The sequence below is a fragment of the Rahnella perminowiae genome (assembly GCF_019049695.1).
In the GTDB taxonomy this organism is placed as follows: domain Bacteria; phylum Pseudomonadota; class Gammaproteobacteria; order Enterobacterales; family Enterobacteriaceae; genus Rahnella; species Rahnella perminowiae.
In genome coordinates, this window is record NZ_JAFMOT010000138.1 from 1 (window position 1) to 14,587 (window position 14,587).

General features: G+C 46.1%; 18 protein-coding genes and 2 pseudogenes. 5 read left to right on the forward strand and 15 right to left on the reverse strand.

Annotated features, from left to right (window positions below; genetic code table 11):
* Positions 1 to 108 precede the first annotated feature (108 nt).
* The 6 genes and pseudogenes from J1781_RS01220 to J1781_RS01245 form a co-directional block, all read right to left on the reverse strand.
* Positions 109 to 816 (reverse strand): TraX family protein, encoded by a 708-nt coding sequence (locus tag J1781_RS01220; RefSeq protein WP_217233100.1) that lies wholly within the window; start codon positions 814 to 816, stop codon positions 109 to 111.
* Positions 817 to 876: 60 nt separating this feature from the next.
* Complete coding sequence (locus J1781_RS01225) at positions 877 to 1,503, reverse strand: recombinase family protein (RefSeq protein ID WP_217219026.1); 627 nt, start codon at positions 1,501 to 1,503, stop codon at positions 877 to 879.
* Between the two features lie 182 nt (positions 1,504 to 1,685).
* Entirely contained in the window at positions 1,686 to 2,567 is an 882-nt protein-coding gene (locus tag J1781_RS01230; protein ID WP_217219027.1) for an AbiJ-NTD4 domain-containing protein, read from the reverse strand.
* Positions 2,568 to 2,633: 66 nt separating this feature from the next.
* Positions 2,634 to 3,406: pseudogene (locus tag J1781_RS01235) on the reverse strand (tyrosine-type recombinase/integrase).
* A 67-nt stretch (positions 3,407 to 3,473) separates the two neighbouring features.
* Complete coding sequence (locus J1781_RS01240; RefSeq protein WP_217233101.1) at positions 3,474 to 4,085, reverse strand: hypothetical protein; 612 nt, start codon at positions 4,083 to 4,085, stop codon at positions 3,474 to 3,476.
* Positions 4,086 to 4,108: 23 nt separating this feature from the next.
* On the reverse strand, positions 4,109 to 4,468 hold the full coding sequence (locus tag J1781_RS01245) for a hypothetical protein (protein ID WP_217219029.1): 360 nt from the start codon (positions 4,466 to 4,468) through the stop codon (positions 4,109 to 4,111).
* Positions 4,469 to 4,958: 490 nt separating this feature from the next.
* Between J1781_RS01245 and J1781_RS01250 the strand changes: the two genes are divergently transcribed.
* From J1781_RS01250 to J1781_RS26095, 3 genes are read left to right on the forward strand one after another with little or no spacing between them, the layout of a single operon-like run.
* Positions 4,959 to 5,096: a hypothetical protein gene (locus J1781_RS01250; protein ID WP_217147097.1), complete on the forward strand. Its 138-nt coding sequence runs from the start codon at positions 4,959 to 4,961 to the stop codon at positions 5,094 to 5,096.
* Positions 5,093 to 5,701, forward strand: a complete 609-nt coding sequence (locus J1781_RS01255; protein ID WP_238483096.1) for a hypothetical protein — start codon at positions 5,093 to 5,095, stop codon at positions 5,699 to 5,701. The genes J1781_RS01250 and J1781_RS01255 overlap by 4 nt, the downstream gene beginning before the upstream one ends.
* Positions 5,698 to 5,934: a hypothetical protein gene (locus J1781_RS26095; protein WP_238483097.1), complete on the forward strand. Its 237-nt coding sequence runs from the start codon at positions 5,698 to 5,700 to the stop codon at positions 5,932 to 5,934. Before J1781_RS01255 ends, J1781_RS26095 begins: the two co-directional genes overlap by 4 nt.
* Positions 5,935 to 6,114: 180 nt before the next feature.
* Here J1781_RS26095 and asnB read toward each other — a convergent pair whose 3' ends face one another.
* From asnB to J1781_RS01290, 6 genes are read right to left on the reverse strand one after another with little or no spacing between them, the layout of a single operon-like run.
* Positions 6,115 to 7,962 carry an asparagine synthase (glutamine-hydrolyzing) gene (gene asnB / locus J1781_RS01265; protein WP_217219030.1) on the reverse strand — a complete coding sequence of 616 codons (1,848 nt, stop codon included), beginning with the start codon at positions 7,960 to 7,962 and terminating at the stop codon, positions 6,115 to 6,117.
* Between the two features lie 6 nt (positions 7,963 to 7,968).
* Positions 7,969 to 8,430 (reverse strand): hypothetical protein, encoded by a 462-nt coding sequence (locus J1781_RS01270; protein WP_217233102.1) that lies wholly within the window; start codon positions 8,428 to 8,430, stop codon positions 7,969 to 7,971.
* Positions 8,427 to 9,386 (reverse strand): JmjC domain-containing protein, encoded by a 960-nt coding sequence (locus J1781_RS01275; protein ID WP_217218641.1) that lies wholly within the window; start codon positions 9,384 to 9,386, stop codon positions 8,427 to 8,429. The genes J1781_RS01270 and J1781_RS01275 overlap by 4 nt, the downstream gene beginning before the upstream one ends.
* Positions 9,383 to 10,528 (reverse strand): MFS transporter, encoded by a 1,146-nt coding sequence (locus J1781_RS01280; RefSeq protein WP_217233103.1) that lies wholly within the window; start codon positions 10,526 to 10,528, stop codon positions 9,383 to 9,385. Before J1781_RS01280 ends, J1781_RS01275 begins: the two co-directional genes overlap by 4 nt.
* A 22-nt stretch (positions 10,529 to 10,550) precedes the next feature.
* A complete protein-coding gene (locus J1781_RS01285) occupies positions 10,551 to 11,285 on the reverse strand; it encodes a class I SAM-dependent methyltransferase (protein WP_217233104.1) in 735 nt (244 codons plus the stop codon).
* A gap of 2 nt (positions 11,286 to 11,287) precedes the next feature.
* Positions 11,288 to 11,554 carry a PqqD family protein gene (locus J1781_RS01290; protein WP_217218601.1) on the reverse strand — a complete coding sequence of 89 codons (267 nt, stop codon included), beginning with the start codon at positions 11,552 to 11,554 and terminating at the stop codon, positions 11,288 to 11,290.
* Between the two features lie 363 nt (positions 11,555 to 11,917).
* Between J1781_RS01290 and J1781_RS01295 the strand changes: the two genes are divergently transcribed.
* Both J1781_RS01295 and rfaH read left to right on the forward strand, forming a co-directional pair.
* On the forward strand, positions 11,918 to 12,403 hold the full coding sequence (locus J1781_RS01295; RefSeq protein ID WP_217233105.1) for a GNAT family N-acetyltransferase: 486 nt from the start codon (positions 11,918 to 11,920) through the stop codon (positions 12,401 to 12,403).
* A 197-nt stretch (positions 12,404 to 12,600) separates the two neighbouring features.
* A pseudogene (rfaH, locus tag J1781_RS01300) lies at positions 12,601 to 13,097 on the forward strand (transcription/translation regulatory transformer protein RfaH).
* Between the two features lie 170 nt (positions 13,098 to 13,267).
* On the opposite strand, the gene J1781_RS01305 reads toward rfaH, so the two are convergent.
* The 3 genes from J1781_RS01305 to J1781_RS01315 form a co-directional block, all read right to left on the reverse strand.
* On the reverse strand, positions 13,268 to 13,966 hold the full coding sequence (locus J1781_RS01305; protein ID WP_217233106.1) for a DUF4238 domain-containing protein: 699 nt from the start codon (positions 13,964 to 13,966) through the stop codon (positions 13,268 to 13,270).
* Positions 13,941 to 14,321: a DUF4238 domain-containing protein gene (locus tag J1781_RS01310; protein WP_217233107.1), complete on the reverse strand. Its 381-nt coding sequence runs from the start codon at positions 14,319 to 14,321 to the stop codon at positions 13,941 to 13,943. Before J1781_RS01310 ends, J1781_RS01305 begins: the two co-directional genes overlap by 26 nt.
* 71 nt (positions 14,322 to 14,392) lie before the next feature.
* Positions 14,393 to 14,587: hypothetical protein (locus J1781_RS01315; RefSeq protein WP_217233108.1), on the reverse strand; the 195-nt coding region annotated here is incomplete at its 5' end.

Below are 14,587 nucleotides of genomic sequence, written 5' to 3' on the forward strand. Positions count from 1 at the left end.
ATATTTATTGATAAATTAACTGCTTGAATTTAATGCTTTTTATGGGTTTTACCGCCGAATTAATCATGAAAAGTATTTATTACAGAATGTATCCATACATTTGGTTTTTCATATAACCCCATATCTGAGTAAAACTGCTATTATTCCCAATACAAGCAGATGCCCACAATACAGCCAGTAGAAAGTTTGTCGCGGTAAAAAGCGTTTCCCTGTTACTTCAATGCTATCGGTTAAAGTCAGCACAAATAGCGGTAAACACAGCGTGGGTATAATGGCGAAAACGACCACTTCAATTATCGGCACTGTCATCAATGAAGCAGCATTTAAACTGATCAGTGATATAACCCAAAGTAATAGAGCTACTCTTCCTGGTGTTATGCTGGCTAGCATCAGAACTGAGATCAACACAAAGACAATACCCGCTAACCCATAACTGGCCAATGAGAGTGGCCACGCGAAAAGGGCGATTAGCAGAATGCTTTTTATCCAGGAATACTTCGTCCGGGAATAGACCCACGCGATCAGCTGGCTGCACACGGAAAAGACAAATAAGATATTCAACGCGTACCAGGGTTGATGGCCATAAAAGGCAAAGGCAAAGAAGGGCTGGGTAATGATCGCCCACTTCCATTGCCGCTTCGCCAGTTCCTGAGCACGGCCCGGCTGTTTCGCCATGTTGAACGCAAAGATAAGCGCAAACAGCGGCATGGCCATGCGGCCAACGGCGTAGAGCAGTAGGCTCGAGGGCGACAACAGAATGTCATTCATATGATCGATAAGCATGGCGATCAGGGCCACGCATTTCAGCACGTCCATGCTAAACGGGGTCATTCTTTCAAAGTAGCCAGGAACCGCCCTCACCTGCCCTATGAGCATCTATTCAGCCTCTTCACGTAGTTTCTTGCAGACCCGGTTAACCGTACTCAGCGACGCGCCGCTGATGCGGGCGACGTCGGCCAGGCTCTTTCCGCTCTTTCGTAGCGTCATGATCACCATATGCAAATCTTCGTCAGCCCTGCGTCCGTGAAACTTCCCCTCGGCCTTGGCTTTGTCAATGCCCTCGCATTGCCGTCGGCGGCGGTCTTCATAGTCTTTACGTGATATCGCGGCCAGCATGTCTAACATCATGCCGTTGATAGCCCGGAGCATCGCCCCCTGAAAATCATTTCCGCTCTTATCAGTTAACGCCATTTGGCTGGTGGGTAAATCTAAGCTCACGACAGCCAGCTGCTTCTCGTTAATGATTGTTTTTAGCGCTCCCCAGTCATCCTCTGATAAACGAGATAACCTATCGACCTGTTCAACCAGGATAACGTCACCTTTATCTGCGTCATCCAGCATGCGCATGAGTTCGGGTCTCTGAAGCGAGGCTCCGGACTCATTCTCGATATACCAGGCGGCAACTCGGTGCCCATTGTCCTCCGCGAATGCCTTCATCCGTTTTTGTGCTCTTTTAGCATCCTGACTTTTTGTTGAAGCCCTGAGATATCCAAAAATGTACATAAATGCCCCTTAAAATGTCATTAAGGTTATATCACAATACATAGTGTCATTTAGGTAGTTTCTTTAGCTAAATTCAGCTATAATTTTATTATTCTTTTTGGGTATACAAGACAGAAAATTGCGCTGCTTTAATTCTGTTAAATGTTGAAGGTAATACCTCTCCAAAATTAACGTAGTGCTGTCTATTTCTTTCTCTGAATAATGGTTCTGATGAATGCCGATGATATATGCAGTGCCAGCTCAGCATCATATTCGAGTACTGAAGACGCCTTATCACTGCCGTGTCTAACAGCGGGTTCTGCATTTGTATAGGCGTAAAACTTTTCTATGACCGTAATAAGAAGCGGTGAGACCACACTCTCCTTTCTCATTTGTTTTAGCGCATCCCCCAACGTTGAAGCGGACGGATAGTACGTCCGGCATACGCTCTCTACGGCACTGATAGATTCTTTAATCGAATTCTCCGGATCTTTATGCGAACCCAACGCAAAGTAACGAGCCTTAGCGTAATGTTTTCTGGCTGGTTCAAATCGGTCCTGAAGGGAAGCGTCAGCTTGGTTGATCTTAAGCTCAAGATCGCTGGGAAGTGGAGTCTCTAAGCTGGATGACTCACTGAGTTTCCATTCAATTTTATGCGTAGAAAACAGGTCATTCACTTTTTGGCGGTAAGAAGCAAAACTTAGTTCCTCATAGGCCTTCTGCCCCCACGAGAAGGGGCGTTTTGCATCGCTCTCCTTCAGTTGTTGGCCGATAATCTCAACCGCATCATAAAATTGATACCACGGTAGATATTGAATTATGCCTTTGAGTGCCTCGTGGCAATAAAAGGAGTCCAAATCTTGCTGATCTGTTTCCTGTCCATTTTGGGCACAAAGACTTTCTATCAGGTTTTTAATCCCTAGTGGGCGGTTCTCAGTGTTTTGAACCCTGCTGTCGCCGTCCACGTAAATCAGTTTGTCGAGAATGGAAGCAAAGAACATCGATTTCAGCCAAGATGGGGCATCCTCGCGTATCGGTTCATTTTTATAGTCCGGATCAAAACCGTGTCGGTAAGAAAATTTCATCCTTCTTCTCCACTGAAAAACAATGCTTTACGGTTAGCTGATTTAAACGGTGTTCAAGTTTCTTCATCAAGATGTCTGTCTAAGCATGGCCACCGCGTCTGCGCCAGGCATTGAGAACTGCACCCGGTGGCGTGCCGCCACGTCCAGCGCAAATATCCGCGTATAGACTTCGGTCGACTTCATGCTTTTGTGCCCCATCAGCCCCTGCAGTACCTTCAGCGGCACGCCGAGTACAACATGTGCATGGCGTAGCTGTGCCGCAGTGTGTGCGGCGTGACCGGAACCGAGAAGGTGACGCCGTCACCGGCGGCGCGAGCCACTGCGTCGTTCAGCCAGGTGCGGACCGTGCGGTCGGTCACCTCCCAGAGGCGCGCTGGCTCCATGCGGCCGGTGCGCCTGTTTTTACGCTCGAGCGGAATGCGCAGCGTGGCGATCATGCTGTTGAGCCGGTTGAGATAATGGTTATCGGACAGCGGGACCAGCCGGTGGGGGATCGTCTTTTTCGACGGCGCGCCCGGGCCGCGCGCGGCCTTTTCCTGCCGCTGCTTCAGCGTGGCCAGCGACACGTAGGGGTAAGGTGAGGTCAGGGAAAAATCCGCCCGCGTCAGGGCCAGCCCTTCGTTAATGCGCGCGCCGGTGTTCCACAGCGTATCGATGCAGGTCTGCTGATACAAATCCGGCAGGTAGTGCAGCAAGGCCCCCACTTCTACCGCAAGCAGATACTCCGGCATATCGCCATGTGCCTGGGCCATGCGGCGCAGGGCCAGCGCGGCCGGATAGTCAATGGCGGTGGAGAGCTGCGTCGGCGAAGGCTGGCCGTAAAGCGTCATACCTGTCATCGTCTGTAAATTCCTCAGTTACCGGTAGGTAAGTAATATCGCGTAATGCGTTCAATCGTGCTGGCAGTTATTCGATGTCAGCGCGCATGTCTGCATCACGTTCCAGCAGACAGCGCAGGCTGTTGTCTATTCCATCCAGGCAATCGGAAGCTGCCCCCATTTTCTCACCAAACAGGCGGGTGTTAATGTAACGGCCCCCCTCGAGGCTGCGTGTGCCGTCATTCTTGCGGGCATAGCGGAAATCGGTGGCGCGCTGATCGGCCAGGTGAAGCTCCTTAACCACCTCTTTCACTGGACGAAAATCAGACGGCCTGTAACTATCATCGACTTCCATTACGAGTCTTTGTGCAACGGACCAAAGAGAGTTCAGATTGTGGTCGTCCTTTTTGTAGGCGTACTTTTCCGGTTCATCAGCCAATCCCAGAGCCAGGGCAATAATTTGCTTGATGAGTAACTCGATATGATGCCGATAAAGAAATACCACCGGATAAACCAAAAAATCCTGATCCCGACCGGATTCGTCAACGTGCCGGATGAGAATCTCCGCCGCCCTCCGGTAGCCTTCGGTATACGCTGTCCCATGATCTGGCATGTAGTTGAGGCAGGCGTTGTTATGCCAGTCGCTGCCGCTCGCCAGCAGTCCGGGCCGGGCGTCTTTTCTACTGTTCTTCCTGCTCATCGCGCCTCCGCTCTCTTGCAGACCTACATCCCACCTTGTTCTGCCACAATCTCCTGCGCGATCGCGCAGAACTGCTCATGCTCGGTTTCCAGGTAGTGGTAATAGATGCGGGCATCGCGCTCGGTCAGCCCGCGCGGGTTGCCGGTAAAATAGCCGCGCAGTACCTCTATGGCGTGGCGGTAGGTGGCCAGGTCATACGCCCAGTCCGCGAGCTCGCCGGCCGCGTCCAGCTCCTGCCCAAACTCCACGTACTTCTGCTCCAGGATATCCAGCCCAAGCTGGGTGGCCGCATGCACGTTACTCTCGTTCAACACGGCGACCGCGTTGCGGATCTTTTCAAACTGATAGCCGAACCCTTCTTTTCCGGTGATCGATGCAAACATGCTTTTCTTCCTTTGGCCATTGTGCCGGTGAACATTGAGAAAGGTGACGTTCAGTGATGGTATTCAGGTCTGATAAATGAAGGGGAGATAATAAGCAAGAATATAGTCACTTAACTCACTCTCACTATACTGAAAAATAGCCTGATAATTTTCACGGAACGCAATTAGTGACGGCACCCATTGCACAGTTCCGAGTTATTCCCCACAGGCCGTTTTCGGAAGTGTAGCACGGGTGATTCACGCCGCCCAGCCGCGTTCAGGCGTCTTACGCCCGCACTGAAAACCCTCCGCTATACTTTATATAGTGTTTTAAAAATAAATATTTCCTACATATGCGAATTTTGCGCAAAAAGCCGCCACCCTCTTTGCGGAGATCCGGTAATACCAGAAACCGGATCTGACCGGTGAGCCCCTGTATGTATTATTTGTATTATCTATTTTTCACGCCGGAAGTAAGATGACCGCATTCCCGAATGACCGGAGTCTATTCATGACCACGCTATCCCCGTACACCGTCCGCCGTATTGAAGACCCCGCCGCCCTGATTGCCGCCGGCAACAGTAACTCGAACATCGAGCAGCCCCGTCAGCATGCGCTGGCCAGCCATGACGGGAAGGAGAAGATATGAGAGAAAAAACCGCGTTTCACATTAGAGCGTTTCGTCAGGCACTAGAGAAGGCAGCCCGAGAGCAGCCTGAAGAATGCAGAGAAGGAGAACGCTGGTGTGAGTTGAAAAACTTCCCGGCCGGCAGCTGTGACCTGGCCAGTAATTGCCTGGTGCAATACCTTAAAGACTGCGGAGAAAAAGGGGAACCTGTCATTCTGTTTATGTGCGGGAATGAGACTTTCCGTGAGGCAGAAAATTCGACTGTTCATGGTCATGTCATCGTCATACTTGACGGCGAGTACATCGATTTGACGCTGGACCAGTTTGATGAATATACGGACTACATACCTGCTGAGCCATTTGAAACCGGCGGTGTCCTTGGTACGCTGCTGAGAAAAATCCCTCAATATGAAGGAGAAATCGAGACTCGCCGGATAAACCTCGATCGTATCGAAGGAATTTACGAGTGGTTACGGGACCGCGCCGACACAATACTGAAGGCAGATCCTGAATGGCAGTCCCGGGAACAGTCCATAGCGGAGGCCAGGGAAGTAGCTATTAGGTTGTTCCCATTTCTTTCAACGACTTCACAAACCGGAGCTGACCTTCCGGGAGTGGACAAATGAAAATTTTTCATTACACCGACCTTAATGGCCTTAAGGGCATCATCGAATCAGGCTCACTGTGGGCGACTCACTTTTCCTTCCTTAATGACAGTAATGAGCTGATTCACCGCATGAACTGCCTTGAGAATGCCCTGCAGTACCTTAGGGTATCCCTCAGTTATGCGCTGTTTTCGAGGCCGCCGGCCTGGACTATCAAACGCTGCTGCCGCTACGGCGCAGCCTGTACTTTATGACCGACGAGGCTCGGTTCTGGCAACAAGTCGATGAAATGCAGGAGGCCCGCAAGTTGCCGCCACTTGACCGGCCGCAGTTCTGATATTGCGGCATGAGAAAGGCCATCCCTGGGGATGGCCTGTGGCATAACAACCTGTCGGGTCTGCAACATCCGGGCCGAACCCGTTAATCCCGTTACGTCAGACAGAAGCAAACGTAAACCCGTTGAGCTCAGGGCCTTCCCTCGCCAGCTGGCTGAGTAACCCGACGTTGATGAGCCGGGAAAGGTTAATCATGCCAATCAGATCTGCGTCTTCATAAAAAGACTGGATCTGCGCAATCATCCCCTCAGGCTCGAGGAAACGATGCCCCCCGACGGTCGCGCGGCAGGCTTCATGCACCAGGGCAAAATCGTTGCCGGCCAGGCTCCGGTACAGCATACCGGCGGTGAACCCCGAAGATTCACCATGAAAGAACGGCACTTTTTTTCGGCTGGCAAGGGATTCACCTACAGTGGGCAGGAGACCTTGTCTCACAATCGATTTATCCAGCAGCAGAGTGGCCCGTAACGCGTCAGGAATGCTTTCTGACAGGTTGATCAGGGGGTTAGAAAGAAAGGGGACGCGATTTTCAAGAGAAAATAGGGAAGAGATGCGATCCTCATTATGTAAGTTATAGTCATGAAGGTCGCGGCGTTTTAGTTTTTGATAAAAAGACCAGTAGTCTTCGTTGCCGAGAAGGCTTTCGGATGAGACGAACGCCGAGTCAAAGAGTTTATAGTCACTCAGTTCCTGCCAGGCCTTCAGGTTCACACATCCGGGTGATTCCAGATCGTATTTTTCTTTCAGATACCGCAGCGACTCTTCGACGCTCAGCCAGGGATCTTCTTCATCAAAAACAAACGATTGGGTATATCCCCCAAAAAGCTCATCGCTGCCGTTACCCGACAGCACCACGCGCACGTCCGGCGTATGTGCTTTGATGTATGAGTAGATGCAAGCCTTATAAATCTGTTCTGCACCAAAGTAGGGGCTTTCACTCGCCCACAGCAGCGTTTTCCAGTCCTCCGGCAGAACCGTCATTTGCGAGTCGACATAAACCTTATGCAGCGGAACACCGAACTGTTCGGCTGCAGCGATGGCTCCGCTGGCGTCTCCTGATTCTTCGGTGCCGGGCGAGATAAGCGTATATGCGACCACGTTGTCATCCTTCAGGGCGGCCAATACGCCAATGGAGTCGATCCCCCCGCTAAGCAAGATGCCTGTCCGGCCGGATGGCGAGAGCTGCTGCCGGCAACTGGCCTCAAAGGCCCTCGAGAATTCGGCAATGAAACAGGATGGCGTAGTCAACGGTGGCATGTTCTCCGGCGTGCCGGAATAGTAGCGGACAACCTCAATACTTCCGGTGGACACATTGTATTTCACCATGCTTCCCGGAGGGACTGATTTAACCCGTGCGAAGACGTTACGGTATTTTAAGGCGTCATAGCCGACATCGCCGCGCAACCACGGGTCATTCAGCATTTCAGCACAATCAATATTCTTGTCCGGAAGAAACGGCAATACCCCCTTTGCCTCAGAGGAAAAGAAAATATCCCCCTCTTCATCCACGCTGTAGAACAGGGGTTTGATACCCAACGGATCGCGGATCAGTGAGATTTCATTTCGTTGCTTGTCATAAATGACGATGGAAAACATGCCTTCCAGCTGGCCGACAAATTGCTCCCCAAAGCATTGGTAGAGCGTCGGGATCACCGCGCAGTCAGAATCATTTTGATAAAAATAAGCGGAATACCGGGTTCTTAAATCCTGATGGTTATATATTTCAGCATTCGCGAAGGTAATAACGGTACCATTTTCATTCGATAACGGTTGCGACCCGTTATGTCGTGAAACAATAGCCAGGCGATTGAAAACGGCGGAGAATCCCTCATGGCGATAATGGGTTGTTTCATCGGGGCCTCTAAACTGATGTTTCTGTGCCGACTCCCATAACGTCCGCTCATGCCTGGCGGGGTGCTTTGAATAATACCCTACGATTCCGCACATATTCTGTTATCCTTTAAAGAAAGTGGCGATTTCCTTTCCTTCACGCTTTTCAATAGCCATGCGGATACCAAATATCGCGGCATGATGATGGGCAAGATCGGATACATAGCGATAATAGACGTCAATGTCGACGTCATACAGATAAAAAGCATCAGGTATATGGTTTTTATCTGTCATATATAAGCGCGAAATCACTGAAATGGACTGCGAGTTTTCTACCATTTCCACCTCACTGTAAAGAAGCTTCCGTCCTTCTGAAAAATGCCTGGCATATTCCGAAAGAGTCGGTGTCTGTCCATTAAATAAGAAAAGATCATACCCTCTTGCTGTTGCCTGTTCCAAAACCCACCGCGAAAGATCTGCGGGCGTCATGGAAAAGTTTCTGCCAAGCGCAATAAGCATTACGGTATAAGAAATGATGGCTTCGCTGCGCGGGTCAAAATCGTGAGGCGTTATATTTTCTGTCATGACAGATAACTCATGTATTTTCTGATGGCATAGTTAAGAGCCTGGTAATTATCAAAGACATCGGCGTAACTGCTTTGGTAACTATCGGCGGTTAGATTTTTGGTGGCAAGAATAACCGACTCATTTATTTGCTCTGGGTGATATACATCCTCACTGGTTATATATTCACGCAGGGCGGGATCTTTAACCATTTCTTTTTTAAGTGCATCAAGGATCACCTCCACCTTCGTGGGTACGGAATACGTGAGATTCACCGCAAGGGTCTCCACGTCAGAGCGGGTAGCATGCCACCATCCCCGGGGAACAAATAAAACGCTTCCGGGTTTGAGGACGACTTCCGTCGCCTGTTCAAAGAAGTTCGTCGGTGGCTCTCCCTGCCAGTACTGCTGCATTTCTGCAGACAGATGGGGGTAGTCTTTTAAGTCAAGGTGTTCAAGGGGCCGGAGGGCATTTTCATTGGGCATAAAATACCATTTTTTCTCCCCCTGAATTTGGAAAACAAAGTTTACGTAGGAATCGAAATGGGGGACGAGTCCTCCCTGTTTGTGCGCGGCGTAAATGATAGCCTTATGAAAGACATTATTGGGTAATAACAGGTTTTTTTTGAGTTTTTTCCCAATCTTATACAATTTTTCATAGGCCAAATCAGCAAAATCGAACTCCAGTGCGGCGCCTTCTGCGTAAAGTTTCGCGGCCTTGTTTGCATTGACCATTAAGCGGTCTGACAAGCCTTCCGTACTCTCCAGTAATTTCTTGCCGTAACACATGACCGGAGATTTGTAGTCCTGCAGGACCGTGTCAACGGAAAACGATCCGGGAAGGCTGAGAAAACTGAGCACATCATCTAACTGCGCATGCAACACGTGGTAATTCTTATCCGGCCAGCAGCTCTCAATAAAGCCCTGAAGTCCGCCTGTTCCAAACATAAATCCATTGTCACTAACCGCATTATTCATCTGAACGTCCTCTGCAGATTGGGTTTTTCTGCCATGCGCAGCATCAGGAACAGGCAGAGCGTAACCACAGCAAATATCATCCCGTCTGTCGCGACCGCGATACCCGCGGAATAGGATTCGGAAATGACGGTTAATAATTTTGCACCGACGGCGGCACCGAGGCAGCTGATAAGAATGAAACTTGAGAAAATAGCCCCTTTATATTTATCTTCCGTGTTGGATTGGATGATCAGACGGGTCATTGAGAACCCGATGCTGGTCCCTACGCCCCATAGAACTCCGGAGGCCAGACAAAGATAGGGGGTCTGACTGAGGCCGAAGAAAATGACACCGCAGCTGCAAATTAACCAGCCGGTGATATAAAGACTACTGTGGTTAGTGATTTTCAATTTACGTAAAACAAAGAAACCGGTCACTAACCCGCCTAATGACCAGGCAATTTGCATGCCTGCGATATAAAAGTTGTTACTGTTATCTAACTCCTTGACATGCAGGGCAACACCGGCCACAAAGATCGCCATCGAACACACGCCAATCATAAAATAAGTAATGCTCATCAGTAATATCATTTTATTGGAAACGATTTCTCTTAATGCTTCCAGCATAACCTTTTTGTATTTTGGCTTCACCGCATCCGAGCTGACTTTCTCAGGGATCCTAAAAAGAAAAATGAGTCCCATCACACAGAGTAAAAGCGCAATACTCAGGTAGGTTTTTGTGCTGTCAGTGCTTAGGACATAAGACAATAGTGTGCCCGTCAGGCCAAAGAAATAGTTTAACGTGGTCGTGTTTATTGTCATATTTTTTATTCTTCCCGTATTAATATCAGGGAGAATACTGTCCAGCGTGGGTTTAATAAAACCCGTACCAAAACCAAATAACAGACTGTACGCATACACGTTAAGTATAGGTAACGCAGAAGGCCGGTTTAAAATAAGTGAAATGACAGCGGCCGAGAGCAGGATAAAGCCAAAAATAGCTAACTTTCTGGCACTGATAATATGGCTGATAAATCCCGCGACAAGGATCCCAATCACAATGGAAATATAAAATAAAGAAAACGCACCTGCCGTTTTATCCATCATTCCCGCGCCCAAAAACACGATGAGCCACGGCAGAAAATAGGCATTGGCCGTTTCCATAAAATACCAGCATGAGCTGTATCTATAATAGTTCTTTTCGCTGTTGGTTAACATATGGCTTCCTGTAGATTAACTCCCACAATGTTGGTCGTGGACTGTCAATGATGAGCTGGTGGTCGTAATTGATATAGTCAATGCCAGCCACTAGCTCTTCTTCACTAAAGTCGACAGGCTGAAGTTCATACTCATTCATGTTGGCACACGCCAGGAACTGCTCAATAGCCGAGATCCCAATACTCTCTTCTACCGCTTTTTTTACAATTTCCCGGTAAGAGTATTCATCCAGCTGTTGCTCAAACTGGGGAAGTAATGCTTTTACATCCGGGTAGGTATCGACTAAGTAAAGCACCCCGCCGTCCTTCAGTACGCACTCGCACTCTTGCAGAGCCTGGATCGGATCTTGCCAGTGATGAAAGCAGGAGTAGGAAAAAATCAGGTCAAAGCACGCATCAGGATAAGGCAGTGAATGTACATCGCCCTGAACCAGCTTTACGCGCTTGGACAAATCCAGAGAGGCAATTTTATTGTTGGCAAGTTCGAGCATGCTGGGGTTAATGTCTAAGCCATCAATCTGACAGACATTCTGTTTCGCGAAAAAAACGGTCAGATCGCCGGGACCGATACCCAAATCAAGAGCTCTTGTGACGTCACGTTCGGCGCACAGTCGCTGCATTCTTGCCGCTAGCATAGGGTAGATATGACGCTGATATTTCTGTACAAAATCGTTGTATTTTATGCAGGCCTTTTGACTGAGCATGTTCAGTTCCTCAAGGTCACATCTTCAATAATTTCCTCTTCCTGCATCTCCTGGATCAGACTTTCAACATCAGATGTTATATCGGAAATGTCGGCATCATATTCCTGCGATAAAGCGTCAACGATCTGCACATTACTGAGCCCGTCGGTTATTTTCTTGAAAACGAACGCCGCCGTGGCGTTCAGCGCGTAATCTGGCTCAATAATGATAGATTCATTCACTTCTTTCCACTTAACCCCGCCTGAAATAACAAAAAATATCTCTTTCATTACAAAATCCTTTTATTAAACGATGAGGATAAACCAGACGATAAAAGGGGCGTCCAGAGACACCCATTTTATTTACTCTTAAATCAATGACCGCCAGCAGATACTGAGCGACGGATTTGAACCAAGCGTGGTTTAGCATAAGTCTTTTTCATTGCTCTATTCCTTTTGAAAGTGAATTGATATAATCGCCCTGCTTCACAACAAGTTGTTAACAGGTGATTAATATTTAGCAAGGATAATGTTTTCCTGCAAGTAAATTTTATCAGTTTTTTTAGAATTATATATGCAACTGAATTTTAACGTTTTTTATTAGTTTCCAGCCGAAATTATTTAGGATTAAAACATTAAGGAACTGAAAGTATCATGTTAAAGTCCCGTCTTATTAAAAAAATTTCATGTTCAACTTTAACATCTCTCATCTTGGAGCACTGCGGCGGTGATTCAATGGTTGTGCACGGCGAAGAGTTTATTCTTACCTCGCTTCCTGTATTTGTGTGTAGCAAAGATGATGAGGTTTACGGGTTTTGCATTTTTAAAGAAAATGAAAAATATATTGAAATTATTGCGCTAAATGCATTAACACCTGGGAAAGGGATTGGCAGCGTGCTGATCGGCGAAGTCATACGCTATGCCAAGGCTAATGGTAAGTTTCAAATAAAACTCACGACGACAAATGAGAATGTGGGAGCCATTACTTTTTACAAAAAAATGGGTTTCGAACTCTATGCTGTAGATGCTGGTGCTGTCACCAGGGCAAGGTTAATCAAACCCTCAATCCCGTTATTTAGCGATCAAGGTATTCTAATCAAAGACGAACTGAATTTTTCATTTTCATGCGGTAATGAATAACATTGAATTTATTGAGTTTCTATCCATGGTCTAGGTAAGTAAGACAACTTTGTATACCCTTATTTATTACGCTACACTGAAACGATTAAATAGTGCACTACTTAAATGTTCGCGCTATTTTTTTGTTCCTTTTCATGTCATTAGAGTATACATTTAAAAATGTTATTATATACAGTAATTAATTTTATGAGGTTACTATGAGCGCAGAATGGTATTTGCTTTATTGTAAAAGTGGTCAGTCCAGTAGAGCGCAGGCACATTTAACAAATCAGAAGGTCCATTGCTTCAATCCGGTTATAGAAGGCCAGCTCTTGGTTAAGGGGAAGATCAAACACGGCGTCGAACAACTCTTCCCGAACTATATGTTTGTGAAATTTTACCCAGAGGTCATTCACACGACCACTCTTGCAGCAACAAGGGGGTCAGTCACTTTGTTCGCTTCGGTACTAAGTTAGCAACTCTTGCGGACAGCTTCATGGATGCGTTAGTTGAACGAGTCCCAAGACACCAGAGTAGTGAAGGTTTTGGGATACGGAGTGGTGATAAAGTGGTGCTTACCGACGGGGTTTTTGAAGGGTTGGAAGCCATCTTTCAGGAAGTAGATGGCGAATCACGTTCTATGTTGCTTTTGAACTTGGTAAACCAAATCGTTATTGAATCAGTTCCCAACATGAATTCTTATAAATGTGCATGATGTAAATGGAAAAATGTTATTTCCAACATTAATGGCCATTTTTCGTATTTATTTTTAATACTTACCAATCAGAATCTGAGTGTTGGAATTAAGAAAACATCCCATTTTTTCTCAAAAAAATTACAAAGAGATAAAATGGGATTAATAGTTTTAACTTAACTCTCAATAAATTACATTAAAGATAATAGTTCTTCTTCAGAAGAAGCATACACTTGCTCAAATGAGTTATCAAAAACAAAACCATTAAGTTCTCTTATTTTCTCCAACGTTATATTTTCTTCATACACTCTATGCTCTGTATCCTTTTTGAGTAAAATTGCAATATCTTGACTTAAAGGATAATAAAGAACCACTTCAAGAACATTACCCTGCTCATCACGTTCATTCTGTTTCAAGTTTATTACAGGTTGATCGCCGGTTATAAATTTTGGTCCAGAAGGCGCATGTAATATGGTAAGTGAAAGCTTGTTAGCAACACTAAATGCGTATGCAAGTTCGTTTGCTGATGATATTGCAGTGTATGCCATTGTATTATATAGATTCAAATTATCTGAAAGATTTTTTACCTGCTCTTTTGCTAACTCTGCGTTTATTTCAATTTTATTTTTTTTAGCATGTTCGACAACTGCATCGACGTTTCTTTCCATTTTAATACTATATTCGTCGAAATTACTAAATACCTTTACAAGACTTTCCCTAATGTTTTTCGTTCTAACGTACTGCATTGCTATGTAGAAGAAAAATTCTATTCGATCATTTTCATTAGAATAAAAAGAACATTCACCATCGATGATTTTCCTGATAAATACTCTACCTTTACTTTCATATGCAGATTGAATATCCTCACCTATCTGTTTTTTTGAAATCACTAATTTCTTGATTTAACTCATCAATTACTTTCTTATTAGTTTTGTTTTTAATTTTGTCCTCTAATTTCCATATCTCCTGATTCCTTTCCAAGTAAAAGTAAGGTTTGTTATTATTTACAACATCAATACTTGACCTAGCACATAAGACGCAATGCATCAACTCAACATCTGATAGCCTCTTCATTTCATAAAAATAATTCTCTTGCCCTACACCCATCAATCCTGACTGAAACGTTTTATTTTCAGGTTTCCTGTAAGCCCACAATAAACCACTATCAGTACAATTATTAGTCCACTCAGACAAGTATGCACGTTGAACGTAGTGTTGCCTTTTGGTTATTCTTTGTTTTTTCATGGTAAAATCCTAATTTTTTCGTATGGTTACAGTAAGAGACTTGAATATGTCTTATATCGAAGTTCTGTGTTTTAAAAAAACACAATCAACATTATATTAATAATATTTAGTAGTGGGGATTGATATATTATTAAACCAGTGACCCTGACCCAAAATCCTGCTCCATTCAGAAACAGAATTCCGGCATGATAAACACTCCCCTGAACGGAGGTGGTGCCGATGAAAAAGTCACGATTCACCGAAGAGCAGATTGTTTTTGCCCTTAA